This is a genomic window from Pseudomonas protegens CHA0 (genome assembly GCF_000397205.1).
GTDB lineage: Bacteria > Pseudomonadota > Gammaproteobacteria > Pseudomonadales > Pseudomonadaceae > Aquipseudomonas > Aquipseudomonas protegens.
On the sequence record NC_021237.1, the window covers coordinates 2,085,068 to 2,110,314 of the forward strand.

General features: G+C 62.1%; 20 protein-coding genes. 10 read left to right on the forward strand and 10 right to left on the reverse strand.

Annotation, left to right across the window (positions count from 1 at the left end):
• Positions 1-58: 58 nt before the first annotated feature.
• Complete coding sequence (prpD, locus tag PFLCHA0_RS09485) at positions 59-1,543, forward strand: 2-methylcitrate dehydratase (RefSeq protein WP_015634744.1); 1,485 nt, start codon at positions 59-61, stop codon at positions 1,541-1,543.
• 118 nt (positions 1,544-1,661) lie between these two features.
• Here prpD and PFLCHA0_RS09490 read toward each other — a convergent pair whose 3' ends face one another.
• A complete protein-coding gene (locus tag PFLCHA0_RS09490) occupies positions 1,662-2,615 on the reverse strand; it encodes a DMT family transporter (protein ID WP_015634745.1) in 954 nt (317 codons plus the stop codon).
• Between the two features lie 93 nt (positions 2,616-2,708).
• Between PFLCHA0_RS09490 and PFLCHA0_RS09495 the strand changes: the two genes are divergently transcribed.
• Positions 2,709-4,133 carry an aminotransferase-like domain-containing protein gene (locus PFLCHA0_RS09495; RefSeq protein WP_015634746.1) on the forward strand — a complete coding sequence of 475 codons (1,425 nt, stop codon included), beginning with the start codon at positions 2,709-2,711 and terminating at the stop codon, positions 4,131-4,133.
• A gap of 48 nt (positions 4,134-4,181) precedes the next feature.
• On the opposite strand, the gene ppsR is transcribed toward PFLCHA0_RS09495, so the two are convergent.
• Positions 4,182-5,000 (reverse strand): posphoenolpyruvate synthetase regulatory kinase/phosphorylase PpsR, encoded by an 819-nt coding sequence (gene ppsR, locus PFLCHA0_RS09500; RefSeq protein WP_011060188.1) that lies wholly within the window; start codon positions 4,998-5,000, stop codon positions 4,182-4,184.
• Between the two features lie 174 nt (positions 5,001-5,174).
• Here ppsR and ppsA point away from each other — a divergent pair, with 174 nt between their 5' ends.
• The 8 genes from ppsA (at position 5,175) to PFLCHA0_RS09540 (ending at position 13,302) form a co-directional block, all read left to right on the forward strand.
• On the forward strand, positions 5,175-7,550 hold the full coding sequence (ppsA, locus tag PFLCHA0_RS09505; protein WP_041116859.1) for a phosphoenolpyruvate synthase: 2,376 nt from the start codon (positions 5,175-5,177) through the stop codon (positions 7,548-7,550).
• A 102-nt stretch (positions 7,551-7,652) separates the two neighbouring features.
• On the forward strand, positions 7,653-8,642 hold the full coding sequence (locus PFLCHA0_RS09510; protein WP_015634749.1) for an alpha/beta fold hydrolase: 990 nt from the start codon (positions 7,653-7,655) through the stop codon (positions 8,640-8,642).
• Positions 8,643-8,889: 247 nt separating this feature from the next.
• The gene (rraA, locus tag PFLCHA0_RS09515) at positions 8,890-9,381 is read left to right on the forward strand and encodes a ribonuclease E activity regulator RraA (protein ID WP_011060191.1); all 492 of its coding nucleotides are present in this window, start codon (positions 8,890-8,892) and stop codon (positions 9,379-9,381) included.
• A 25-nt stretch (positions 9,382-9,406) separates the two neighbouring features.
• The gene (locus PFLCHA0_RS09520; RefSeq protein ID WP_015634750.1) at positions 9,407-10,402 is read left to right on the forward strand and encodes a zinc transporter ZntB; all 996 of its coding nucleotides are present in this window, start codon (positions 9,407-9,409) and stop codon (positions 10,400-10,402) included.
• A gap of 63 nt (positions 10,403-10,465) precedes the next feature.
• Complete coding sequence (locus PFLCHA0_RS31090) at positions 10,466-10,711, forward strand: hypothetical protein (protein ID WP_011060193.1); 246 nt, start codon at positions 10,466-10,468, stop codon at positions 10,709-10,711.
• 2 nt (positions 10,712-10,713) lie between these two features.
• On the forward strand, positions 10,714-11,538 hold the full coding sequence (locus PFLCHA0_RS09530; protein ID WP_008048604.1) for a mechanosensitive ion channel family protein: 825 nt from the start codon (positions 10,714-10,716) through the stop codon (positions 11,536-11,538).
• Between the two features lie 88 nt (positions 11,539-11,626).
• Positions 11,627-12,217 carry an RNA polymerase sigma factor SigX gene (gene sigX, locus PFLCHA0_RS09535; protein ID WP_011060195.1) on the forward strand — a complete coding sequence of 197 codons (591 nt, stop codon included), beginning with the start codon at positions 11,627-11,629 and terminating at the stop codon, positions 12,215-12,217.
• A gap of 107 nt (positions 12,218-12,324) precedes the next feature.
• Positions 12,325-13,302 carry an OmpA family protein gene (locus PFLCHA0_RS09540; protein WP_011060196.1) on the forward strand — a complete coding sequence of 326 codons (978 nt, stop codon included), beginning with the start codon at positions 12,325-12,327 and terminating at the stop codon, positions 13,300-13,302.
• A gap of 76 nt (positions 13,303-13,378) precedes the next feature.
• Here PFLCHA0_RS09540 and cobA read toward each other — a convergent pair whose 3' ends face one another.
• The 8 genes from cobA to PFLCHA0_RS09580 all read right to left on the reverse strand — a co-directional run bounded on the left by cobA (position 13,379) and on the right by PFLCHA0_RS09580 (position 25,052).
• The gene (gene cobA / locus PFLCHA0_RS09545) at positions 13,379-14,131 is read right to left on the reverse strand and encodes a uroporphyrinogen-III C-methyltransferase (protein WP_015634751.1); all 753 of its coding nucleotides are present in this window, start codon (positions 14,129-14,131) and stop codon (positions 13,379-13,381) included.
• 9 nt (positions 14,132-14,140) lie between these two features.
• Positions 14,141-16,858, reverse strand: coding sequence for a nitrate reductase (locus PFLCHA0_RS09550; protein ID WP_015634752.1), 2,718 nt, complete (start codon positions 16,856-16,858; stop codon positions 14,141-14,143).
• A complete protein-coding gene (gene nirD / locus PFLCHA0_RS09555) occupies positions 16,858-17,175 on the reverse strand; it encodes a nitrite reductase small subunit NirD (protein WP_015634753.1) in 318 nt (105 codons plus the stop codon). Before nirD ends, PFLCHA0_RS09550 begins: the two co-directional genes overlap by 1 nt.
• Positions 17,172-19,625, reverse strand: coding sequence for a nitrite reductase large subunit NirB (nirB, locus tag PFLCHA0_RS09560; RefSeq protein WP_015634754.1), 2,454 nt, complete (start codon positions 19,623-19,625; stop codon positions 17,172-17,174). Before nirB ends, nirD begins: the two co-directional genes overlap by 4 nt.
• A 390-nt stretch (positions 19,626-20,015) precedes the next feature.
• On the reverse strand, positions 20,016-21,686 hold the full coding sequence (locus tag PFLCHA0_RS09565) for a bifunctional protein-serine/threonine kinase/phosphatase (RefSeq protein ID WP_015634755.1): 1,671 nt from the start codon (positions 21,684-21,686) through the stop codon (positions 20,016-20,018).
• Between the two features lie 7 nt (positions 21,687-21,693).
• Positions 21,694-22,905 carry a nitrate/nitrite transporter gene (locus tag PFLCHA0_RS09570; RefSeq protein WP_015634756.1) on the reverse strand — a complete coding sequence of 404 codons (1,212 nt, stop codon included), beginning with the start codon at positions 22,903-22,905 and terminating at the stop codon, positions 21,694-21,696.
• 344 nt (positions 22,906-23,249) lie between these two features.
• Positions 23,250-23,825, reverse strand: coding sequence for an ANTAR domain-containing response regulator (locus tag PFLCHA0_RS09575; RefSeq protein WP_015634757.1), 576 nt, complete (start codon positions 23,823-23,825; stop codon positions 23,250-23,252).
• 15 nt (positions 23,826-23,840) lie between these two features.
• The gene (locus PFLCHA0_RS09580; protein WP_015634758.1) at positions 23,841-25,052 is read right to left on the reverse strand and encodes a CmpA/NrtA family ABC transporter substrate-binding protein; all 1,212 of its coding nucleotides are present in this window, start codon (positions 25,050-25,052) and stop codon (positions 23,841-23,843) included.
• Positions 25,053-25,247 lie beyond the last annotated feature (195 nt).

Genomic DNA, 25,247 nt, shown 5'->3' on the forward strand with positions numbered 1-25,247 from the left:
TGAACCTGTCACTGAGGAATCGACACCACCTACCATCCTGTACTGGAGTGAAGCGCTCATGAGCAGCAACGTTGACCTGAACAACCGTCCCGATTACGACCAGGTCCTGCAGGACATTGCCAATTACGTCCTGGATTATTCCATCGACTCCCGAGAAGCCCTCGATACCGCACGCAATTGCCTGATGGACACCCTGGGCTGCGGCCTGCTGGCCCTGCGTTTTCCCGAATGCACCAAGCACCTGGGGCCGATCGTCGAAGGCACAGTGGTGCCTTTCGGTGCCCGGGTGCCCGGCACCAGCTATCGCCTCGACCCGGTGAAGGCGGCCTGGGACATCGGTTGCATCGTGCGCTGGCTGGACTACAACGACACCTGGCTCGCGGCCGAATGGGGCCACCCCTCGGACAACCTCGGGGGAATTCTCGCGGTAGCCGATCACCTGTCACAAAAGCGCGTGGCCAATGGCGAAGCGCCGCTGACCATGAATGATGTGCTCAAGGCCATGATCATGGCCCATGAGATTCAAGGCGTGATTGCCCTGGAAAACTCCTTCAACCGTGTCGGCCTCGATCATGTGCTGCTGGTGAAAGTGGCTTCCACCGCGGTGTGCGCCAAGCTGATGGGAGCCAATCGCGAGCAGTTGCTGGCGGCACTGTCCCAGGCCTTTGTCGATGGCCAGGCGCTGCGCACCTATCGCCATGCACCCAATGCCGGTTCGCGCAAATCCTGGGCGGCGGGGGATGCCTCCAGCCGTGGAGTGCGCCTGGCGGATATCGCCCTGCGTGGCGAGATGGGCATTCCCGGCGTCCTGACGGCGCCGCAGTGGGGCTTCTATGACGTGCTGTTCAGCCATATCAACAAGGACCTGGCGCTCAAGCCCGAGGGCCAGCGGCAGTTCAGCCTGACGCAGAAATACGCCAGCTACGTGATGGAAAACGTGCTGTTCAAGATCAGTTTCCCGGCGGAATTCCATGCGCAAACGGCCTGCGAAGCGGCGGTGACCTTGCATCCTCTGGTGCGCAACCGCCTGCACGAAATCGACCGCATCGTCATCACCACCCATGAGTCGGCGATCCGCATCATTTCCAAGGTCGGGCCGCTGGCCAATGCCGCCGACCGCGACCACTGCCTGCAATACATGACCGCCGTGCCCCTGGCCTTCGGCACCCTGGTGGCCGAGCATTACGAGGACGATTTCCATGCCGCGCACCCGATCATCGATCAGTTGCGCGAGAAGATGCACATCGTCGAAGAGCCTCGCTACACCCGTGAATACCTGGAAGCCGACAAACGCTCCATTGCCAATGCGATCCAGGTGTTCTTCAAGGACGGCTCCAGCACCGAGCAGGTCGCGGTGGAATACCCCATTGGCCACCGGCGCCGCCGCGCCGAAGGCATCCCGCTGCTGGAAGACAAGTTCAAGGCCAACCTGGCCACGCGTTTCACGGCCCAGCGTTCGACGCAGATTTTCCAGCTGTGCAAGGATCAGGCGCGGCTTGAGGCGACGCCGGTGCACCGGTTCGTCGACCTGCTGGTGATCTGAAACCCACCCTTGTAGGGGCGAGCTTGCTCGCGATGAACGTCAATGATGACGTGGGCTCGCTGGGCGGACGCGGTGTCCTAAAAGCCTTCGCGAGCAAGCTCGCTCCTACAAAATCTCTTTAGCGTCGGGCGGGCTTTCCGGACAGCCATTTGTCCAGGGGCAGTTTGGTGATGGCGAAACCGCCGAGCAAGGTCGAGGAATACAGCAGCAGGTCCCGGGACAGGCTCTGGCCTTCGTACCAGGCGCCGATGATCACCGCGAACACCGGAAAAATGATGAACACGAAGGACAGGATCACCGGGTTCAGTCGTTTCAGCAGGAAAAAATAGACAATGAACCCACCCACCGAAGCCGCCAGCCCCAGATACAGCAGGGCGCCCCAGGAACGCGGGCTGATGGCGGAAAAGTCCGGGTGCTCGATCCCCAACCCCGCCAGGCACAGCAGTAGACCGGCGATGCCGATCGGCAAGGTGTTGTAGGTGATGACGCTGATGGCGCTGCCGTGTTTCTTGGTGACCACGTAACACAATGCATGCAGCAGTGCCGCGCCGAGAATTGCCAGTACTCCCGAGAGTTCATTGTGGTCGCTGAGCAGGCCCTGGCCGCGAATGATCTGGAACAGGCTGGCAAAGCCGATGGCGATGCCGAGCAGTTGCGCCAGGTGAATCTTCTCCCGCAGCAGCAGGGCGGAAAAAATCAGGATGAACACCGGCATGCAACTGAACAGCAGCGCGGTCAGGCCGGAGGAAACGTGCACCTCGCCGTAGTTGAGCAGGGTGTAGGGCAGGCTGAAGTAGCACAGGGTGACGAATACCAGGAAGCCCCGGCTGCCCTTGGGAAACATCAGCGGCTCGCGGCGCAGCCAGGCAAAACAGGCGAACAGCGGAAAGGCAATCAGAAAGCGCAGGCCTGCGGCGGTCAGTGGCGGCACGCTTTGCACCGCAATCTTGATGCCCAGCCAGGTGGTGCCCCAACTCAGGCAGACAATCAGGAACAGGGTGCAGGTCACCAGGGTGGCAAGCCAGGGGCGGGGCAGGGCCCGGGTGTCGGATATGACGGTGCTGGTATTCACGCAGGCATTCCTTTCGTGATGAGCAATTGACCTCTATATTGGGCGAGTCATTTGCGGTAATTGAGCCCTTGAGCAACGCTATTGGTGAAAATGATGGCTGTCAAAGTAAGTATTGACACAGTGTCAATGATGCGTTCCGCATTGCAGGAAGGGGTGGGCGCCAAGTACAAGCGACTGGCCGAGACCCTGGAAAAGGCCATTGCCGACGGTACGCTTGCCCCCGGTAGCAAACTGCCGCCCCATCGCCTGCTGGCGGACAAGCTGGGCGTGACCATTGGCACCATCAGCCGCGCGTACGCCGAGCTGGAACGCCTGGGACAGGTGGTGGCACGGGTCGGCGATGGTACTTATGTGCGCCAGGACGGTTTGCAGCGCCAGCGCGACAGCGGCTTTCGCAACGTCGCCGAGGAGCCGGAGGCGCTGTTCGACATGAGCCGCAACACCCATATTCCCGGCCAGGAAAGCCATTTCATCGCTCAGGGCTTGCGGGCATTGGCAGAAGATCCTTTGGGACTGCAGCAAATCGCCCGTTACAGCGCCGAGGCCGGTCTGGCGCGGTATCGCGCCGCGGGTGCGCGCTGGCTGACCCAGGATGGCCTGCAGGCGGATCCCGAGCAGGTGATTTGCGTCAACGGCGCCCAGCACGGCTTGCATGTCGCCTTGCTGGCACTGCTCAAGCCCGGCGATACGCTGGCCACTGAACACCTGACCTATCCGGGCCTGATCAGCACGGCGCGAATGTTGGGCATCAAGCTCCTGGGGTTGCCGATGGACGCACAGGGGCTGTTGCCGGAGGCCCTGGACGAAGCGTGCCGGCAGCACCGCATTTCAGCGCTGTATTGCACCCCGACCCTGCAAAACCCCACGGCTGCGGTGCAGTCCGCTGCGCGGCGCGAGGCCGTGGCGGAGCTCTGTCGCCGGCATAACCTGTTGATTCTGGAGGATGAAACCCACGCCGTGCTGATGGAGCGGCGCCCGGCGCCCCTGGCCCATTTCGCAGCGGAGCGCACGGTGCTGATCAGCAGTCTGAGCAAGGCCGTGGCGTCAGGGCTGCGGGTCGGTTTCCTGCATGCGCCGTCGCCCCTGGTGGGACGTTTGGCCGCAGCGGTACGCGCCACCTGCTGGATGGCCACGCCTTTGCCGCTGGAGCTGGTAGCGGGCTGGATCGACACGGGAGTTGCCGAGCGCCTGCGTCAGCAGCAGATGGCCGAAATCGCCCGGCGCAAGGAGCTGGTCACGGAGGTGTTGCAGGGGCTGGAGTGGCGCAGTCCGGAGGGTTGCCCGCATTTCTGGATCAGGGTTCCGGAGCCGTGGCGTGCCTCTGAAATCGAGGCGGATCTCAAGCATCAGGGATACCTGGTGGCCACTGCCGAAGCCTTTGCCGTGGGCCAGGCGGCGGTGCCGCAATTCGTCCGGGCCAGTGTCTGCAATACCTCCGCGGATGATCGTCGGCTGCAGGACGGCTTTGCCGCGTTGGCCGCGGCCTTGAAGCAGGAGAGCGGGCTGTCCCGCTGGTAGGGCGGTAGGCGAGGGGCAGTGCGGGCCTCGCCGTCGGTCGCGCAGAAGTTACTTGAAGCGCCGTTCCACGCCTTTTTCCACGAGGATCTTGGCCGAGATCTCTTCCACCGAGAAATGGGTGGAATTGATGTGGGGGATGTTTTCGCGGCGGAACAGGTTTTCCACTTCGCGCACTTCGAATTCGCACTGGGCGTAGCTGGAATAGCGACTGTTGGGCTTGCGCTCGTTGCGGATCGCGGTGAGGCGGTCGGGGTCGATGGTCAGGCCGAACAGCTTGTGCTTGTGGGCGCGCAGGGCATTGGGCAGCTGCAGGCGCTCCATGTCTTCCTCGGTCAGCGGGTAGTTGGCCGCGCGGATGCCGAATTGCATGGCCATGTACAGGCAGGTCGGGGTCTTGCCGCAACGCGACACGCCCACCAGGATCAGGTCGGCCTTGTCGTAGTAGTGGGTGCGGGCGCCGTCGTCGTTGTCCAGGGCGAAGTTCACCGCCTCGATCCGCTCCATGTAGTTGGAGTTGTGGCCAATGGAGTGGGATTTGCCGACGGAGTAGGAGGAATGTTCGCTCAGCTCCTGTTCCAGGGGCGCGAGGAAGGTCGAGAAGATGTCGATCATGAAACCATTGGAGGTCGCGAGGATCTCACGAATGTCCTGATTGACGATGGTGTCGAAGATAATCGGGCGATGGCCGTCTTTTTCGGCGGCTATATTGATTTGTTGTACCATGGCCCGCGCTTTTTCCATGCTGTCGATATACGGCCGCGTGAATTTGCTGAAGGTAACGTTTTCGAACTGCGCCAACAGGCTCTGGCCGAGGGTTTCCGCTGTGATGCCGGTACCGTCGGAGATAAAGAAAGCAGATCGTTTCATTTGCGGCTTGGGCCTTAAGCTAGTGACGATTCTTGGATATGATAGGCGCGATTTGTCGGCCGGGAATGGCCCGCATTCTCACTTATTTTCCAGGTCCAGGCCATATAGCGGGCAAACGCTCCCTGGAGCAGCCGGCTTCTGAGCTTTTCCAACACAGTTAGTGGAGAGATCACCTTGGTAGAGTACGTAGTTTCCCTCGATAAGCTCGGCAAACACGATGTTGAGCATGTGGGGGGCAAGAACGCATCCCTGGGCGAGATGATCAGCAACCTCGCAGGTGCGGGCGTATCGGTCCCTGGTGGCTTCGCCACGACAGCTCAGGCTTATCGTGATTTTCTTGAGTTGAGTGGTCTGAACGACCAGATTCATGCGGCGCTCGATGCGCTGGATGTCGATGACGTCAACGCCCTGGCCAAGACTGGCGCGCAGATCCGTCAGTGGATCATGGAGGCCGAGTTCCCCGAGCGCCTCAACACCGAGATCCGTACCGCCTTCGCCGCACTGTCGGCGGGCAATCCCGACATCGCCGTGGCCGTGCGTTCCTCGGCCACTGCCGAAGACTTGCCGGACGCCTCCTTTGCCGGCCAGCAGGAAACCTTCCTCAATATCCGTGGCGTGGACAATGTGATTCGCGCTGCCAAGGAAGTGTTCGCCTCGCTCTTCAACGACCGCGCCATTTCCTACCGCGTGCACCAGGGGTTCGACCACAAGCTGGTGGCCCTGTCTGCCGGTGTGCAGCGCATGGTGCGTTCGGAAACCGGCACCGCCGGCGTGATGTTCACCCTCGACACCGAATCGGGCTTCCGTGACGTGGTATTCATCACCGGCGCCTATGGCCTGGGTGAAACCGTGGTCCAGGGCGCGGTCAACCCGGACGAATTCTACGTCCACAAGAACACCCTTGAAGCCGGTCGTCCGGCTATCCTGCGCCGCAACCTGGGCAGCAAGGCGATCAAGATGATCTACGGCGACGAAGCCAAGGCTGGTCGCTCGGTGAAAACCGTGGACGTGGACGCCGCCGATCGCGCGCGTTTCTGCCTGACCGATGCTGAAGTCAGCGAGCTGGCCAAGCAGGCGATGATCATCGAGAAGCACTATCAGTGCCCGATGGACATCGAATGGGCCAAGGACGGCGACGACGGCAAGCTGTACATCGTCCAGGCTCGTCCGGAAACCGTGAAGAGCCGTACCCAGGCCAATGTCATGGAGCGCTACCTGCTCAAGGAAACCGGCACCGTGCTGGTGGAAGGCCGTGCCATCGGCCAGCGCATTGGCGCCGGCAAGGTGCGGATCATCAAGGACGTGTCCGAGATGGACAAGGTCCAGGCCGGCGACGTGCTGGTCTCCGACATGACCGACCCGGACTGGGAACCGGTGATGAAGCGCGCCAGCGCCATCGTCACCAACCGCGGCGGCCGGACCTGCCACGCAGCAATCATCGCTCGCGAGCTGGGCATTCCGGCAGTAGTGGGTTGCGGCAACGCCACCGAGCTGCTGAAAGATGGCCAGGGCGTGACCGTTTCCTGCGCTGAAGGCGACACCGGTTTCATCTTCGAAGGCGAACTGGGCTTCGACATCAAGCAGAACTCGGTGGATGCCATGCCGGAGCTGCCGTTCAAGATCATGATGAACGTCGGCAACCCGGACCGTGCCTTCGACTTCGCCCAGCTGCCGAACGCCGGCGTGGGCCTGGCCCGCCTGGAGTTCATCATCAACCGCATGATCGGCGTGCACCCCAAGGCACTGCTGAACTACGCCGGGCTGCCACAAGAGATCAAGGACAGCGTCGACAAGCGTATTGCCGGCTACCACGATCCTGTGGACTTCTACGTCGACAAGCTGGTTGAAGGCATCAGCACCCTGGCTGCGGCGTTCACACCGAAGAAGGTCATCGTGCGCCTGTCGGACTTCAAGTCCAACGAATACGCCAACCTGATCGGTGGCAAGCTCTACGAGCCGGAAGAAGAGAACCCGATGCTGGGCTTCCGCGGTGCTTCGCGTTACATCAGCGAATCCTTCCGTGACTGCTTCGAGCTCGAATGCCGCGCCCTGAAGCGCGTGCGCAACGAGATGGGCCTGACCAACGTCGAAATCATGGTGCCGTTCGTGCGCACCTTGGGCGAGGCCAGCCAAGTAGTTGATCTGCTGGCTGAAAACGGCCTCAAGCGCGGCGAGAACGGCCTGCGCGTGATCATGATGTGCGAACTGCCGTCCAACGCCATTCTGGCTGACGAGTTCCTGGAGTACTTCGATGGTTTCTCCATCGGCTCCAACGACCTGACCCAACTGACCCTGGGCCTGGACCGTGACTCGGGGATCATCGCCCACCTGTTCGACGAGCGTAATCCTGCGGTCAAGAAGCTGCTGGCCAATGCCATTGCCGCCTGCAACAAGGCTGGCAAGTACATCGGCATCTGCGGCCAGGGGCCTTCGGACCACCCGGACCTGGCCAAGTGGCTGATGGAGCAGGGCATTGAAAGCGTTTCGCTGAACCCGGACTCGGTACTGGAAACCTGGTTCTTCCTGGCTGAAGGTCAGGGCGCGGCGTAATCGGTGAGTGCAGAGCCGGTCGGTCGCAAGGCTGGCTGGCTCTTGAAGATTCAAGCAGGGCGTGCTTCTTCTGGATGCCGCCCTTTTTTGTGCAAGAAGAATATGCAAAGCAGCAGCAACCTATTTCCGGTCGCCTTGATCAGTGCCGAGCGTCGAGGCGACCTCAGCGAAGATGTCTATCGCTTGAAGCCCGGCAACAGTCCCGACCCTTCCGTGGAGTTGGCCGTCACCCGCCTGGGGCTGGCCGATGAGCCTGAAGCCCGGGGGATCCCCGTGGTCCTGCTGCATGGCAGCTTTTCCAATCGACGTTTCTGGTATTCGCCCAAGGGCATCGGGCTGGGGGCCTATCTGGCCCGCGCAGGCTTCGATGTGTGGATTCCTGAAATGCGCGGTCACGGTTTGTCGCGCCGCAATGCCGACTACCGCAAGAACCGTGTCGCCGACTACGCTCGGTACGATTTGCCGGCAATTGCCGCCTTCGTCCGTGAGCAAAGTGCGCAGGTTCCCCATTGGATCGGTCATTCCCTGGGCGGCACTACCCTGGCGGCGGCCTTGGGCGGGCAGTACCTGGGTGATGCGGGCGTGGCTTCGGCGGCGTTTTTCGGTACCCAGATCAGCCGTACCTACTGGCCCTTGAAGATCCCGATGGTGGAGTGGGGTGGGCGCCTGGTGATCAAGCGCTTTGCTCAGTTGTCCGGCTCGCGGCTCAAACGTGGCCCCGAGGACGAGCCCATCGGGCTGGCTCTGGAGAGCATGCGTTGGCATGGATTGTTTGGTCGTTTCGGCGATGCCGATAAGGATTGGTGGGCGGGCCTGGCGCAGGTTACGGTGCCGGCACTGGCAGTCAGTGCCGCAGGGGATCATCAGGATCCGACCTGGGCCTGTCGCAAGTTGTTCGAGCAGTTGGGCAGCGAGCAGAAACAATTTGTCTGCCTGGGACGCGAGCAGGGATTCAGCGGTAATTTCGGTCACGTCGAGATGCTGGTGAGCAAACCGGCGCAGACTGAGGTCTGGCCGCTGGTCGCGTGCTGGCTCAAGGATCAGCAGGCTCCATTGCTGGTTTCTGTTGCCGAACCCGTGGCTGCGGTTTGAGGCGAAGGCTCTGACAAGGGCATTTCGCTCGATAGCGCTTGCGGCTAAGATATGACGCATTGCGCTGTTCTGGTCACATTCAGTTATTGAGTCGGCTTTCCGTTCCGCTGGCCTGGCTGCGAAAATACGGGGCAGGCGGGTTCGCTCATCAGGCCTTGCAGGTTAAACATCTGCGGTCTGGGCGCGTATCTATATAAGGCAGCACCGACACCTTCGATCGTGTTCTTTCTGTTACAGGAGTTTCTCGATGAACCATTACCTCACTCCCGACCTGTGCGACGCCTACCCGGACCTGGTGCAGGTGGTAGAGCCGATGTTCAGCAATTTCGGTGGTCGCGATTCCTTTGGTGGTGAAATCGTCACCATCAAGTGCTTCGAGGACAACTCGCTGGTCAAGGAACAAGTGGAACTCAAGGGGCAGGGCAAGGTGTTGGTGGTGGATGGTGGCGGCTCACTGCGCCGCGCCCTGCTGGGCGACATGCTGGCCGAGAAAGCCGCAAAAAACGGTTGGGAAGGATTGGTGATCTACGGTTGCATCCGTGATGTGGATGTCATCGCCCAGACCGATCTTGGCGTCCAGGCCCTGGCCAGCCACCCGATGAAGACTGACAAGCGCGGCATCGGCGACCTCAATGTGGCGGTTACCTTTGCCGGTGTGACTTTCCGCCCTGGCGAGTATGTCTACGCCGACAACAATGGCGTGATCGTTTCGCCAAGCCCGCTGAAAATGCCTGAATAAACAATCGACCTGACAAGGGATGCGGATGTTCGAGGAAGAAAACGCGCAATGGGGGCTGGTACATGCCCTGGTGCTGGATGGTGAAGGCGGTGCGCGTTCGATTGCCCGGACTGAGCTCGACGACCTGCAACTGCAGGCCCATGAAAGCCTGTGGCTGCATTGGGATCGCAGTCATCCGCAGACCCAGACCTGGTTGCGTCGCTCCAGCGGCCTGAGTGAGTTCAGCTGTGACCTGCTGCTGGAGGAAAACACCCGCCCACGCCTGCTGGCGCTCCCGGACTCGGAGTTGCTGCTGTTTCTGCGGGGTATCAACCTGAACCCGGGGGCCGAGCCGGAAGACATGGTCTCGGTGCGGATCTTTGCCTCTGCCCAGCGGGTGATTTCCTTGCGCTTGCGTCAGTTGCGCGCCACCGATGAGTTGCTGGTGCAGCTTGCCGAGGGCCGAGGGCCGAAGACGTCTGCCGAACTCCTCCTTTATATGGCCGAGTATCTGACCCACAAGGTGCAGAATCTGGTCAGCGACCTCTCGGAAGTGGTCGATGGCGAGGAAGAAAAACTGGATGCCGACGAACGGTATACCCCCGAGCACGGCAGCATTTTGCAGATCCGTCGGCGGGCTGCCGGGCTCAAGCGCTTCCTGGCTCCGCAGCGGGATATCTTCGCCCAGTTGAGCCGGATAAAACTGCCCTGGTTCGCCGTGGATGATGGTGATTACTGGAACGAGCTGCACAACAGTCTGACCCGTTACCTGGAAGAGCTGGAATTGACCCGAGAGCGCGTGGGGCTTGTGCTGGAGGCCGAAGACCGGCGTTTGAGCGTGCGCATGAATCGCACCATGTACCGCTTCGGGATCATTACCGGGATCTTCCTGCCGATGAGTTTTCTCACCGGCCTTTTGGGGATCAACGTGGGCGGCATTCCGTTCTCGGCCAGCCCTTATGGTTTCATCATCGCCTGCCTTTTATTGGTGGCGGTGGCCGTGGGGCAATGGTGGTTGTTTCGTCGTTTGCGCTGGGTGTGATGATGCTTCATGTGACCCGAATAAATCTGATCGCGTCTTTTTCAGACATCACCAGAGGTGCGTATGCACGATCCGTTTGAACAGTCTTTGCGTGACATGCTCAAAGCCTCGCCATCGAGCCGCGATGACGATGCCTGCCTGGGCCGCGTACTGAAAACCGCCAACCGTCAGGTGGGGGCGGGGGATCTGTTCAGCCTTCTGGGCCGCTGGCTGCCGGCGCTGATGATCGCCTTGAATAACGGATCGGCTCATATTGCGCCGGTTTCTCGTCGTAAATCTTCTGCTCGCACTGCTGATAAGGCTGATTGAATATGGAACTGGATCTCTGGACGCAGAGCCTCGTCACGGCGATGACCGCCTTGTGGACCAAGGTGGCGAACTTCATTCCGAACCTGTTCGGCGCGTTGGTGGTGCTGTTGCTGGGCTTCGTGGTAGCCAAGCTGCTCGATACCCTGCTTTCGAAGTTGCTGGCCAAGCTGGGCCTGGATCGCCTCATGGGCGGCACCGGTCTGACCAAGTTGCTGTCTCGTGCGGGTTTACAGGTACCCATCTCGACCCTGATCGGCAAGATCGTCTATTGGTTCGTTTTGCTGATTTTTCTGGTTTCTGCTGCTGAATCCCTTGGCCTTGAGCGAGTTTCGGCTACGCTCGATATGCTTGCGCTGTATTTGCCGAAGGTTTTCGGTGCTGCGCTGGTGCTGCTGGTGGGGGTTTTGCTGGCGCAACTGGCCAATGGCCTGGTGCGCGGCGCCGCAGAAGGCGTAGGCCTGGATTACGCCAGCGGCCTGGGGCGAATTGCCCAGGGGCTGGTGATCATCATCAGTATTTCCGTGGCGATCAGTCAGTTGGAGGTCAAAACCGACCTGCTCAACCATGTGATCGTCATTGTATTGATTACCGTTGGTCTGGCTGTTGCACTGGCCATGGGGTTAGGAAGCCGGGAAATTGCCGGGCAGATTCTTGCGGGAATCTATGTGCGTGAGTTGTATCAGGTTGGGCAACAAGTACGTGTTGGTGAGGTCGAAGGCCAGATCGAAGAGATTGGCACGGTTAAAACTACATTGCTGACCGATGAGGGTGAGCTAGTCTCTCTCTCCAATCGGATCCTGCTGGAGCAGCATGTAAGTAGCCGCTAACCCGGCAAACCCTGCTAATGTATGCCGCCGCAAAATGCCCGTCATCGGGCTGCGGCGGACATTGACCTGACTGTCGGCACGACTCGTTTTGAATAAAACCCAATCGCTATCCACGCGCTATGACCCCCGTGAGCTCTCTGATGAGGAGTTGGTTGCGCGCTCACATACGGAGCTGTTTCACGTAACACGCGCCTATGAAGAGTTGATGCGGCGCTATCAGAGGACCCTATTTAATGTTTGCGCACGTTATCTGGGGAACGATCGGGATGCGGATGATGTCTGTCAGGAAGTGATGTTGAAGGTGCTGTATGGCCTTAAGAACTTTGAGGGTAAATCGAAGTTCAAGACATGGCTATATAGCATCACGTACAACGAATGCATCACGCAGTATCGCAAGGAGCGGCGCAAGCGTCGGTTGATGGACGCTTTAAGTCTTGACCCCCTCGAGGAGGCGTCTGAAGAGAAGGCGCCGAAACCTGAGGAAAAGGGTGGACTTGATCGCTGGTTGGTGCATGTGAACCCGATTGATCGGGAAATTCTGGTGCTACGATTTGTCGCAGAGCTGGAATTTCAAGAGATCGCGGACATCATGCATATGGGGTTGAGTGCTACAAAGATGCGTTACAAACGTGCTCTTGATAAATTGCGTGAGAAATTTGCAGGTATTGCTGAAACTTAGTTCGGCGCAAATATCTCTTACGTCTAGGTGAGTTCTGATAGACTTACCGCCGAGTTGTCCCCCGGTATGTGGGACTGCTTTACAATCACCAGATGGGGATTTAACGGATGAAACTGAAAAACACCTTGGGCATTGCCATTGGTTCTATTGTTGCCGTGACTTCGTTCGGCGTTCTGGCGCAAGGCCAAGGCGCGGTCGAGGGTGAACTGTTTTACAAAAAACAGTACAACGACAGCGTTAATCACGTTGAAGACGGCTTCAACCCAGGCGCATCGATCGGCTACTTCCTGACCGACGATCTGTCGTTGAACGCCACCTACGACAAGACCAACCACACCCGTTCCAACGACGGTACTGGTAACCAGAAAATCAAAGGCGACAACTTCGGCCTGAACGCTCAGTACCACTTTGGTACCGTGGGTGACGCTCTGCGTCCATACGTTTCCGGCGGTGTTGCTCACAAGAGCATGACCAACGTTGAGGCCGACGGCCACAGCGGTCGCGACCAGTCGACTTTCCTGACTGCAGGCGCTGGTGTTAAGTGGTACATCACCGACAACCTGTTCGCCCGTGCTGGCGTTGAAGCTGACTACAAGCTGGACAACGGCAAGTGGGACTACGCTCCTACCATCGGTCTGGGTGTGAACTTCGGTGGCAGCGGCGGCAAAGTCGCTCCAGCTCCAGTAGCACCAGCTCCAGCTCCAGAGCCAGCTCCAGAAGCTCCAGTTGCTGAAGTGGTTCGTGTTGAGCTGGACGTGAAGTTCGACTTCGACAAGTCGGTCGTCAAGCCTAACAGCTACGCTGACATCAAGAACCTCGCTGACTTCATGAAGCAGTACCCACAGACCACCACCGTTGTTGAAGGTCACACTGACTCCGTCGGTCCTGACGCTTACAACCAGAAGCTGTCTGAGCGTCGTGCAAACGCCGTTAAACAAGTTCTGGTTAACCAGTACGGCGTTGGCGCTAACCGCGTTCAATCCGTTGGTTACGGTGAGTCCCGCCCAGTTGCCGACAACGCAACTGAAGCTGGTCGCGCAGTTAACCGTCGCGTAGAAGCCTCGGTAGAAGCTCAAGCTAAGTAATTAGCCTTGTAGCTTGGAAAAACCCGGCCTAGGCCGGGTTTTTCTTTGCCTGCGATTTGCCTTCCTGGCGCGAGAGTCAGGCCAGTTGCACCTGGGTTTCAGAGGTAGGGGCCGTGACCGACGCGGTTGCCGCGACTGCCCCGATAACCAGGATTGCCGGGCTCTTGAGGGCGAAAACCTGGGCGTCGCGTTCCATGTTCGCCAGTACGCTGCGGCATTCGCGCTGCTGCGGCAGCGAGGCGTTTTCAATCATCGCCACCGGCGTATCCGCCGCCAGTGCACCACCGAGCAACTGCTCGGCAATCTCCGCCAGCTTCGCCACGCCCATGTAGATCACCAGGGTCGTTCCGCTGTGTGCCAGCGCCTGCCAGTTCAGTTGGCTGTCGTCCTGCGTATGAGCAGTTACCAGAGTCACGCCTCGAGCAACGCCGCGTAGGGTCAGGGGAATATCACAGCGTGTGGCACCTGCCAGGCCGGCGGTTATGCCGTTTACCAGCTCCACTTCGATGCCCCGTGCCTTGAGCCACTGCGCCTCCTCGCCGCCACGCCCGAAAATGCACGGGTCGCCGCCTTTGAGGCGCACTACGCAGCGGCCCTGTCGGGCGTAGCGCAGCATCAAGCGGTAGATAAAGGCTTGGGGCGTCGAGCGACAACCGCCGCGCTTGCCCACCGGAATCACACGCGCCCCGGGGCAATGCTCCAGCACGGCAGGGTTCACCAGGTCATCGATCAGCACCACATCGGCCTCACCGAGGGCGCGTACGGCCTTGAGGGTCAGCAGCTCCGGGTCTCCGGGGCCAGCGCCTACCAACCAGACTTTTGCATTCATAGGGTTTCCTCACTCCAGGGCGACGACAGGTTGCACGCAAGCCGCGAGCAGGCGCTTGATCTCCGGCACGCAGGAGCCACATTGGCTGCCGCAACCCAGTTGCTGTTTCAGTTGTTCCATATCCAGGCCTTGCGCGATTCCGGCGCAGACCGCGCTGTGGCTGACGTTCCTGCAATTGCACAAGATGCGCTCCTGTTGTCCTCCCAGGCCGCTGGCGTCTGGCGGTGCACTCATCGGCGCCAGCAGCCAGCGCCTTAGTTGTTCATCGGCGCGGCCTTGCTGCCACAGCTCGTGCAGCCAATGCTGTGCCAGGGTTTCCCCGGACAAGCGGATGGCGATAATTCGCCCCTGTTCGATCCGCACTCGCTTGCCGATGGCCCGGCGGAGGTCGTCGTAGGCCAGTACCGGGCCTGTGTCGAGCTGCAATTGCCGGTCGATGGCCTGAAGCAGTGCCGCTTGTGGTGCTTGCGCATGGGCGGCGCGAATCACCAGTGCCGGGCGCTCGCGACCGGTCAGGCTGAGGCTGACATAGGCCAGAGCCTGGCAAAGAGGGCGTAGGGCCCGGAAATGCGCCTGCACATCACCTTCAATCAGCACGAACAGTTGCCAAGGCAGTTGCACCGGTTCCAGGCGCACGCCGCTGTGCTTGAGTTCCGGCTGTTTGGACAAGGGGTCGAAGGCGGGCTGGGTGACGGCATTGACCCCGCCCTTGAGGAAGCGATCGCCGAAGTGCATGGGCAGGAAGGCTTGCCCGGGGCGCACGCTGTCATCGCCGGTCACTGCCACGATTACGCTGCCGCGCCGGCTCTTCAGGTTCACCAGTTCTCCATCTCGCAGGCGTTGGCGCCGCAGTTCGTCCGGATGCAGGCTCAGCAAGGCTTCGCTGACATGGCCGAACAACTGCGCCGCAGTGCCCGTACGGCTCATGCCGTGCCATTGGTCGCGCAGGCGGCCGGTGATCAGGGTCAGGGGGAAGCGTGCGTCCCGCTGCTCCTTGGCTGCTACATAAGGGTCGCTGACAAAACGCGCACGGCCATTGGCGGTGGGAAAGATCCCGTGTACATACAGGCGCTCAGTACCCTGGGTCGCGCCTTCAGGGAAGGGCCATTGTTGTGGGCCGAGGCGGTCGAGCAACTCGTGGCTGAGGCCGCTCAGATCCAGGTCGCGGCCGCGGGTCAGGCCCTTGTACTCATCGAACACCCGGGCGGCGCTATCGAAGGCAAACAGGCTCGGCAGGCCGGGGCGCAGGAATCGCTCCAGGCGTTGAGCAAAATCCACGGTGATCGCCCAATCCGCTCGGGCCTCGCCGGGGGCGGCAACGGCCTGGCGGACATGGGAAACCCGGCGCTCGGAGTTGGTCACCGAGCCTTGTTTTTCGCCCCAACTGGCGGCTGGCAGCAACAGGTCGGCGAATGCCGCGGTTTCGGTGGTGGCAAAGGCTTCCTGCAGAACCACGAAAGGGCAGTTCAGCAGCGCCTCGTGCACTCGGTTCTGGTCCGGCAGGGATTGCGCCGGGTTGGTGCAGGCGATCCACAAGGCCTTGATGCGGCCGCTGCGCATCTGTTCAAACAGCTCCATTGCGCTCAAGCCAGGGCTGGCGGGAAGTTGCTCCACGCCCCAGTAGGCGGCGACTTCGGCGCGGTGTTCCGGGTCGGCAGCCTCGCGGTGTCCAGGCAGCAGGTTGCTCAAGCTGCCGGTTTCGCGCCCACCCATGGCATTGGGCTGACCGGTGAGCGAGAAGGGGCCTGCACCGGGGCGGCCGATTTGCCCGGTGGCCAGGTGCAGGTTGATCAATGCACTGTTTTTCGCGCTGCCGGCGCTGGATTGGTTCAGGCCCATGCACCACAGGGACAGAAAACTTGGCGCACTGCCCACCCACTGGGCGCATTCCTGCAATTGCTCGAGGCTGATGCCGCACAGCTGGGCCACCATCGGCGGGGTGTAGTCGCGGACCAGCGCCTTGAGCTGCACCAGGCCCTCGGTGTGTTGCTGGATGAAATCCCGGTCGATCCAGTCCTCCCACAGCAGCAGGTGAAGGATGCCGTGAAATAAAGCGACATCTGTGCCGGGCAAGATCGCCAGGTGCAGGTCAGCCAGGTCGCAAGTGTCGGTACGACGCGGGTCGATCACTATGACTTTCATCTGTGGGCGTTGGCTTTTGGCCTGTTCCAGGCGACGAAACAACACCGGATGGGCGTAGGCCATGTTGCTACCGACGATCATCACGCAGTCGCTTTGCTCCAGATCCTCATAGCTGCACGGCGGCGCGTCGGCCCCCAGGCTGCGCTTGTAGCCCACCACCGCCGAAGACATGCACAGCCGGGAATTGCTGTCGATGTTGTTGGTGCCCACCAGGGCCCGGGCCAGTTTGTTGAAGGCGTAGTAGTCCTCGGTCAGCAGTTGCCCGGAAATATAGAACGCCACGCTGTCCGGGCCGTGCCCGGCGATGGCCTGGGCGAACACCCCGGCGGCATGTTCCAGGGCGCTGTCCCAGTCGCAGCGGTTGCGGGCCAGGGCCTTGCCCAGGCGCAGTTCCGGGTACAGCGCGCGGGCCGCGTGGTCGCCGGTCAGGTGCAGGCTGGCGCCCTTGCTGCACAGTTTGCCGAAGTTGGCCGGGTGCGTCGGGTCGCCACTGACCCCGAGAATATGCCGGCCGTCATGCTCGATCAGTACCCCGCAGCCGACCCCGCAGTAGCAGCAGGTCGAGGCCGTGCTCTGGCGCTCCATTACCCGGCATCCTGCAGGGCCAGCAGCACCCGGCCGCTTTCCACTCGGGCCAGATGCTGGTGGGCGCAGCCGTGGTCTGGGGCCTGGGCCTGGCCCGATTCCAGGTCGATCTGCCAGTTGTGCAGCGGGCAGGCCACGCGCTTGCCGTAGATCAACCCCTGGGACAGGGGGCCGCCTTTGTGCGGGCAGCGATCGTCGAGAGCGAAGACTTGATCATCGCTGGTACGAAAAATCGCGATATCGCCCTTGGGGCCCTTGATGATGCGCGAGCCCAGGGTATTGATCTCTTCCAGGGCGCAGATATCCAGCCAGTTCATGCCGGCACCTCCAGTTGTTTTACGGGGATCGACTCGAACTCTTTTTTCAGCTGCGGCTCGGCCAGGCGCTGTTGCCATGGGTCCTGCTCGAAGGACAGGGAAAACTGCAGGCGCTCGTTCAACGCCTTGCGCCGCTGCGGGTCTTCCAGCACGGCCTTTTTCACGTGTTCCATGCCGACCCGTTGCAGGTAGTGCACGGTGCGTTCGAGGTAGAAGGCTTCTTCGCGGTACAGCTGGAGGAAGGCGCCGTTGTATTCGCGCACTTCTTCGGCGGTCTTGAGCTTGACGAAAAACTCCGCCACCTCGGTCTTGATCCCGCCGTTGCCGCCGATGTACATCTCCCAGCCCGAATCGACGCCGATGATGCCCACGTCCTTGATCCCGGCTTCCGAGCAGTTGCGCGGGCAACCGGAGACCGCCAGCTTGACCTTGTGCGGCGACCACATGTTGAACAGGTCGTGTTCCAGCTCGATTCCCAGCTGGGTGGAGTTCTGCGTGCCGAAGCGGCAGAACTCGCTGCCGACGCAGGTCTTCACGGTGCGGATGGATTTGCCGTAGGCGTGGCCGGACGGCATGTCCAGGTCTTTCCAGACTCCGGGCAAGTCTTCCTTGCGGATGCCCAGCAGGTCGATGCGCTGGCCGCCGGTGACCTTGACCATGGGCACCTGGTACTTGTCGGCGACATCGGCGATGCGTCGCAGCTCGGACGGATTGGTCACGCCGCCCCACATCCGCGGCACCACCGAGTAGGTCCCGTCTTTCTGGATGTTGGCGTGGGCCCGTTCGTTGATCAGCCGCGATTGCGGATCGTCCCGGGCTTCCCCCGGCCAGGTGGAGATCAGGTAGTAGTTCAGCGCCGGACGGCAAGTGGCACAGCCGTTAGGGGTGCGCCAGTTGAGGTAGCTCATGGTGCCGGCGATGGTCAGCAGGTGCTGGTCGCGGATCGCCTGGCGGATCTGCCCGTGGTTCAGGTCGCTGCAGGCGCAGATGGCTTTTTCGCTTTTCGGCTTGACGTCCGCCGCGCCGCCCACGGTATTGATCAGGATCTGTTCCACCAGCCCGGCACAGGAGCCGCAGGAGCTGGCGGCCTTGGTGTGCTTCTTGACCTCGTCGACGCTGAACAGCCCCTGTTCCTGAATGGCCTTGACGATGGTGCCCTTGCACACCCCATTGCAGCCACAGACCTCGGCAGTGTCGGCCATGCTCATGGCCTTGTCCTGGCCCTGATGGCCGACGTCGCCCAACGCGTTCTCACCGAACATCAGGTGGTCGCGGATCTCGCCGATGGCCTGCTGCTCGCGGATCTGCCGGAAGTACCAGCCGCCATCCGCGGTGTCGCCATACAGGCAGGCGCCGACCAGCACGTCGTCCTTGATCACCAGCTTCTTGTAGACCCCGCCAATGGGGTCGGCGAGGGTGATGGTTTCGGTACCGTCGCCACCCATGAAATCCCCGGCGGAAAACAGATCGATGCCAGTGACCTTCAACTTGGTGGACGTCACCGAGCCCTGGTAGCGGGCGAAGCCCAGTTGGGCCAGGTGGTTGGCGCAGACCTTGGCCTGTTCGAACAACGGCGCCACCAGGCCGTAGGCGATACCGCGGTGGTTGGCGCACTCGCCGATGGCGTAGATGCGCGGGTCAAAGGTTTGCAGGGTGTCGTTGACCAGTATCCCGCGGTTGCAGGGCAGGCCGGCCCGTTCCGCCAGCTCGGTGTTGGGGCGGATGCCGGCGGCCATCACCACCAGATCGGCGGGGATGATCTCGCCATTCTTGAACTGCACCGACCCGACCCGACCATTGCCGGCATCGATCAGGGCCTGGGTCTGTTCGCACAGGCGGAACTTCAGGCCGCGGCTTTCCAGGGCGCTTTGCAGCAACTGGCCGCTGGTCTGGTCCAGTTGTCGTTCCAGCAGCCATTCGCCGATATGCACCACGGTCACATCCATGCCGCGCAGCTTGAGGCCGTTGGCGGCCTCCAGCCCCAGCAGGCCGCCGCCGATCACCACCGCATGCGTGTGAGTCTTGGCCGTGTCGATCATCGCCTGGGTGTCGGCAATGTCGCGATAGCCGATCACCCCCTGCAGGTCCTTGCCGGGAATCGGCAGGATAAAGGGCGTGGAGCCGGTGGCGATCAGCAGACGGTCATACTCGGCTTCGCTGCCGTCCTCGGCGATCACCCGGCGCCTGATCCGGTCGATCTCTACCACCTTGCGGTTGAGCAGCAGCTTGATGTGGTGGTCCAGGTACCAGTCCAGGTCGTTGAGGACGATGTCCTCGAACGTCTGTTCACCGGCCAGCACCGGCGACAGCAGGATGCGGTTGTAGTTGGTGTGGGGTTCGGCGCCGAAGACCGTGATGTCGTACAGCTCATCGCTCAGCTTGAGCAGTTCTTCCAGGGTGCGGACCCCGGCCATGCCGTTGCCGATCATCACCAGTTTGAGTCTTTTCATGGGCTTCTCCGGAGCTCAGGCAGGGTCAGTGACGCCTGGCTCGACAAAATGCGCGCAAACAAAAAAGGCGTCCCGTCAGTGGCCTGACGAGGACGCCTTTGTCCGATCCCGTTCTCTCGGGAAGCCTGCCTTCGTCGTTGAAGGCCGGGCTTTATGTCTGTTGCCTGACGCAATGCAGCGCCTGTGCCAAGTGGCCGAGGTGCTGGTTTTATTGAGCTTTGATGAAGGTTCTGTGCGTGCTGATCTCGGCTGTTGCACTGAATTGAGACGCTATGCCCTGTTTCGGCTCTTTGTGGCAGATCGGGTCGCGTTTGGATCAACGGCTCCTAGGGACGCAGGGGCCTGAGGTTTGTCGGGAGTTTGAGGGGCAAGGCCACCCACCCGATGGCCTCAGTGATGCAGCAGTGACAGCAACAAGATCAGGTTGAGCAGCAAGGCGAGCAGGGCGATGCCGCGCCAGACTTTCAGCGGTTCGCGTTCCAGTAATGGCCGCGATCTGGTGCTCAAGCTGCGGCGTTCGCCCTGTTCCAGCGCCAGCAGCCATTCTTCGGCAGTTTCGTAGCGCTGTGCCGGATCGGCATTCACCCCGCGCTCCAGGTTTTGTGCCAACCATTCCGGCAGGTCCGGGCGGTAGCGGCCGGGGTTCGTCGCTGCGCCGAAACGCGGGCGCTGGAAGGCTTCGATCTCGCCGTGGGGGTAGTGCCCGGTCAGCAGGTAGTACAGGCTGACGCCTACCGCATAGAGGTCCTGTTGCGGGCCGGGAGGTTCACCGTCGAAGGCTTCCGGGGCGATAAAGCTCGGGGTGCCGGGTAGCAGGTGTGCCGGGTCCGCCGAGAGGCCGGGGCAGTACGCCAGGCCGAAATCCAGTACCCGCAGTTCGCCATCGTCCCCCAGCAGCAGGTTGTCCGGTTTGATATCCCGGTGCAGGATCTGCCGCCGGTGCAGCAGACCGATTGCCCGTAGCAGATGCTCGGCCAGGGGCTGCCACTGGGCCAGGGGCAAGGGGCCGTTCTGGCGAAGCAGTTGTGCCAGGGTGCGGCCCGGGTATTCGCGCATCAGGTAGTACAGGTGCTGGCGTGAAGTTGCGCGGTGTACCTGGGGAAAGTGACGCCCGGCAACGCGGCGCAGCAGCCATTCTTCGCATAGCAGTCCCTGGCAGGCCGTCTGGTCGTTGTGCAGGGCCGGGGGCAAGGTCTTCAGCAGCCAGGTTTGTTGCTGTTCGTCGTGTACCCGATACAGCAAGGCCTGCTGGCTGTGGCTGAGCAATGCCTCGACTTGCCAGCCCTCGAAGCGCTGGCCGGGTTTCAGCGGCGGCGGCAGGGGCAATTGCTGCAGCTGCAGCAGGGCGTCACCGAGGCTGCTTTCGCCGAGCTCATCGACTCGCACCAGCAGCGCGCTGGCGTTGTCCTGGCTGCCTGCCAGGTGGGCGGCGCGGACCAGGGTCTGTACAGCGCTGTCCGGGTCCGTCTGGTCACGCAGAATGGCAGCGATGGCGCTGTCGCCCAGGGTGGCCCAGACTCCATCGCTGAGCATCAGGAAGCTTTCGCCCTGGCGCAGTTCGCCGTCGAGGAAGTCCAGCACCAGATGTTGGTCCAGGCCCAGGGCACGCTTGAGCACATGCTGCATGCCCGGTTGCTCCCAGACGTGGTCCTGGCTGATGCGTTGCAACTGCTGCCGGTGCCAGCGGTAGACCCGGCAGTCGCCGACATGGGCCAGGGTGAAGCGCCGGCCCCGCAACACCAAAGCGCTGAGGGTGGTGAGCAGTGGCTGGCCGCCGCCGTTGGCCTGGAGCCAACGATTCTGGGCGACCAGCAGGCGTTCCAGGGCTTGGGCCACAGCCCAGGTTTGCGGGGTGGCGTAGTAGTCCAGGGCCAGGGCCTGCACGCTTGAACGGGCGGCGAGGCCACCGTCGGCGCACTGGCTCACACCGTCGGCGATGGCGAACAACAGGCCTTTGCTTGCGGCCAGGTCCGGCGCCGGGGTGACCCGGCGCAGGGCGTCCTGATTTTCCGCCCGCGGTCCGGTGGCGCTGGCCTCGGCGTGGCTCAATTGCAGGCCCATGACGCCCTCAGACCCGCGCCGCAGTCACGGCGGCGGAGCCCCAGGTGGTTCTCCAGCGGCGCTTGACCCCGTGCAGGCCGAACCAGGCCAGGACCCCGAGACTGGCGAACAGCCACAGCGCCAGTTGATAGCTGCCGGTGCTCTGCTTGATCGCACCCATGCCCGCCGCCAGGGCAAAACCGCCGATGCCGCCGGCCATGCCGATCAGCCCGGTCATGACCCCTATTTCCCGGCGAAAGCGCTGCGGCACCAGTTGGAATACCGCGCCATTGCCTGCGCCGAGACCGAGCATGGTGCAGACGAACAGCACCAGCGCCGCATAGGAACTGGGCAGGTTGAAGCCCACGGCGGCGATGCACACCACCGCCACGCTATACATGCCGAGCAAGGTGCGAATACCGCCGAAACGGTCGGCCAGGGCGCCGCCCAGAGGGCGCATCAGGCTGCCGCCGAAGACGCAGGCGGCGGTGTAGTAGCCTGCGGAGATCGGGCTCAGACCGTACTGGTCGTTGAAGTAGCCAGGCAGGGCGCTGGCCAGGCCGATGAAGCCGCCGAAGGTCACGCTGTAGAAGAACATGAACCACCAGCTGTCACGATCACCCAGGGCCTTGAAGTAGTCGGCCATGGACTTGGCCTGGGGCCGTTGGGGGGCGTTCTTGGCGAGCCAGGCGAACAGCGCCAGGGTCACCAGCAGGGGAATCAGGGCGAGGCCGAACACATTGCTCCAGCCATAGGCCGCTGCCAGTACCGGTGCCAGCAGGGCGGCGAACACCGTGCCGGAGTTGCCGGCGCCGGCGATGCCCATGGCCTTTCCCTGGTGCTGCGGCGGGTACCACTGCGAGGCCAGGGGCAGGGCCACGGCGAAGGAAGCCCCGGCCATGCCGAGGCATACCCCCAGCAGCAGCGCCTGCTCATAGCTGTGGATGCCCAGCTTCCAGGCCATGAACAGCGCGCCGATGACGATCACCTGGCCGATCAGGCCGGCGGTCTTGGGTGACAGGCGATCGGCCAGCAGGCCCATGATGAAGCGCAGCACTGCGCCGGCGAGGATCGGCGTGGCCACCATCAGTCCGCGTTGCTGAGTGCTCAGGTGCAAGTCGGCGGCGATCTGCACCGCCAGGGGGCCCAGCAGGTACCAGACCATGAAGCTCAGGTCGAAATACAGAAAGGCCGCGAACAGGGTCGGGGTGTGGCCGGATTTCCAGAAGCTTGAATTCATCGCGCACCTCAGCTGATAAGAGTCGTTGGAGTCGTCATGAGCTTGCAGGTGGAGCGCCGCCACGGCCGCGCCACCGACCCCGGTCAGTGGGGCCAAAACGAAAAAACGTCGGCACCCGGCTCGTTGAGGGCGAGCAGGGCGCGCGACGTCTTTGTCGTAGGTGGGGCAACCGCCGTTGGTTACCGGTGTGGATCTGATAGCAAGAGCCGCGCCAACCTGCGGCCGATGCTGGCTCGCATGGGCAGGTTCGCTGTAGGCGCTGGCTTGCCAGCGAAGGCACCCTCAAGACTGGCACAAGGTTCAGAGGCCTATTCGCCGGCAAGCCGGCTCCTACGGGGCGCAGGTCAGCCCAGCAGTTCCTGCATGGCGATGATCTGTTCCGCGACCTGGATCAGCTTCTGCTGTTTGCTCATGGCCTGGCGACGCATCAGGGTGTAGGCCTGTTCTTCGTCGCAGTCCTTCATCTTCATCAACAGGCCCTTGGCCAGTTCGATGCGCTTGCGCTCGGCCAGTTGCTGGTCCCGGGCCTGGAGTTGCGCGCGCAGGGCCTGGTCGCTTTCAAAGCGCGCCATGGCCACGTCGAGGATAGGCTGCAGGCGCTGGACCTGGATGCCCTCGACGATGTAGGCGCTGACCCCGGACTTGATCGCCTGGCGCATTACCCCCGGATCATGTTCATCGGTGAACATCACGATGGGCCGGGGTTGATCGCGGCTGACCAGCACCACTTGCTCCATGACATCGCGGCTGGGTGACTCGGTATCGATCAGGATCACGTCCGGACGCACCGTTTCGACGCGGCCCGGCAGGTCGATGGTCAGGCCGGATTCGTCAATCACCTCGAAACCGGCTTCGCTGAGGGCGGCCTTGAGCCTTCCGACTTTTTTCGCTGTGTCGTTGATCAGCAGGATACGCAGCATGGTCGCGGGCTCCGATCAGCGCTGGGCAACAAGGGGAGGGGTGCCGTTCATCGCATGCAGGCGGAAGCTGCGGGCATAGGCGGCAGGCTCAGAGCCGTCCCACACCTTGCCATCGATCAACTGGCTGCTGCGCATGTCCTGGCCCCAGGCGGCGATGCCCAGCGCGGTGGCGGCTTCGCGGTACAGCTCCAGCTGCTGCACGTGGCGAGCGACGCCCAGGTAATCCGGGTCTTCCCGCAGCAGGCCCCAGCGGCGGAACTGGGTCATGAACCACATGCCGTCGGACAGGTAGGGCAGGTTGACGGCGCCATGATGGTGAAAACGCAGGGCGTGGGGGTCCTGCCAGCGATTGCCCAGGCCGTCGGCGTAATCCCCCAGCAGCCGCGGCTCGATGCAGTCCAGCGGTGCATTCAGGTAATCGGCAGCGCTCAGCAACTGGGCGGTGCTGCGGCGGTTTTCCGGGCTTTGCTCGATAAAGCGGCTGGCTTCGAGAATCGCCATCACCAGGACCCGGGCGGTGTTCGGGTATTGCTCGACGAAGGCGCGGGTGCAGCCGAGGACTTTTTCCGGGTGATCCGGCCAGATCGCCTGGCTGGTGGCCAGGGTGAAACCCTGATCCTGCTGCACTGCACTGGCGCTCCAGGGTTCGCCGACGCAGAACCCATCGATGCGCCCGGCCTGCAGATGAGCCACCATCTGCGGTGGCGGCACCACTACGCTGTCGACATCCTGCAGCGGGTGGATACCCTGGCTGGCCAGCCAGTAGTACAGCCACATGGCGTGGGTACCGGTGGGGAAGGTCTGGGCGAAGGTCAGTCGTGCCCGGCTTTGGTGCACATGGCGGTCCAATGTCTCAGGGCTGGTCACCTTGAGGTTCTGCAGCTCCCGGGATAGGTTGATGCTCTGGCCATTCTGGTTCAGACCCATGAGCACTGCCATGTCGCAGGGGTTGGTGCCGCCGATACCCAGGTGTACCGCGTAGATCAGTCCATACAGGCTGTGGGCGGCGTCCAGTTCGCCGCTCACCAGCTTGTCCCGCAGCCCGGCCCAGGAGCTCTGGCGCTTTAGGTTCAGAGTCAGCCCGTAGGGCTGGGCAAAGCCCTGGGTGGCGGCGACCACCACTGAGGCGCAATCGGTCAGGGCCATGAAGCCCAGGTCGATGGCGGACTTTTCCGGGGCATCACTGCCGTTGACCCAGGCCAGCGGGGTGTTGGGGAGATCGGTCATGACGTGGCACCTTGCATAAAAAAGCGTCGTACCCGCCGACCGGGTGAGGCCGGGGCGGGTGACGACGCCATTGTCCTGGGACCTCAGCCGCCCTTGGCCGAGGTCTGCATGCACATGAGAGTGCAAGGCATATGCCAGCCCGGCGGGGATTTCACTTCGCGCCTCGCCTGCAAGCCCCGGGGCCGGCTATAATCG

Coding starts and splice junctions, on each gene's coding strand:
- prpD (WP_015634744.1), top strand. CDS start 59: ATGAGCAGCAACGTTGACCTGAACAACCGTCCCGATTACGACCAGGTC.
- PFLCHA0_RS09495 (WP_015634746.1), top strand. CDS start 2,709: ATGGCTGTCAAAGTAAGTATTGACACAGTGTCAATGATGCGTTCCGCA.
- ppsR (WP_011060188.1), bottom strand. CDS start 5,000: ATGAAACGATCTGCTTTCTTTATCTCCGACGGTACCGGCATCACAGCG.
- PFLCHA0_RS09510 (WP_015634749.1), top strand. CDS start 7,653: ATGCAAAGCAGCAGCAACCTATTTCCGGTCGCCTTGATCAGTGCCGAG.
- rraA (WP_011060191.1), top strand. CDS start 8,890: ATGAACCATTACCTCACTCCCGACCTGTGCGACGCCTACCCGGACCTG.
- PFLCHA0_RS09520 (WP_015634750.1), top strand. CDS start 9,407: ATGTTCGAGGAAGAAAACGCGCAATGGGGGCTGGTACATGCCCTGGTG.
- PFLCHA0_RS31090 (WP_011060193.1), top strand. CDS start 10,466: ATGCACGATCCGTTTGAACAGTCTTTGCGTGACATGCTCAAAGCCTCG.
- PFLCHA0_RS09530 (WP_008048604.1), top strand. CDS start 10,714: ATGGAACTGGATCTCTGGACGCAGAGCCTCGTCACGGCGATGACCGCC.
- PFLCHA0_RS09540 (WP_011060196.1), top strand. CDS start 12,325: ATGAAACTGAAAAACACCTTGGGCATTGCCATTGGTTCTATTGTTGCC.
- cobA (WP_015634751.1), bottom strand. CDS start 14,131: ATGAATGCAAAAGTCTGGTTGGTAGGCGCTGGCCCCGGAGACCCGGAG.
- PFLCHA0_RS09550 (WP_015634752.1), bottom strand. CDS start 16,858: ATGGAGCGCCAGAGCACGGCCTCGACCTGCTGCTACTGCGGGGTCGGC.
- nirD (WP_015634753.1), bottom strand. CDS start 17,175: ATGAACTGGCTGGATATCTGCGCCCTGGAAGAGATCAATACCCTGGGC.
- nirB (WP_015634754.1), bottom strand. CDS start 19,625: ATGAAAAGACTCAAACTGGTGATGATCGGCAACGGCATGGCCGGGGTC.
- PFLCHA0_RS09565 (WP_015634755.1), bottom strand. CDS start 21,686: ATGGGCCTGCAATTGAGCCACGCCGAGGCCAGCGCCACCGGACCGCGG.
- PFLCHA0_RS09570 (WP_015634756.1), bottom strand. CDS start 22,905: ATGAATTCAAGCTTCTGGAAATCCGGCCACACCCCGACCCTGTTCGCG.
- PFLCHA0_RS09575 (WP_015634757.1), bottom strand. CDS start 23,825: ATGCTGCGTATCCTGCTGATCAACGACACAGCGAAAAAAGTCGGAAGG.
- PFLCHA0_RS09580 (WP_015634758.1), bottom strand. CDS start 25,052: ATGACCGATCTCCCCAACACCCCGCTGGCCTGGGTCAACGGCAGTGAT.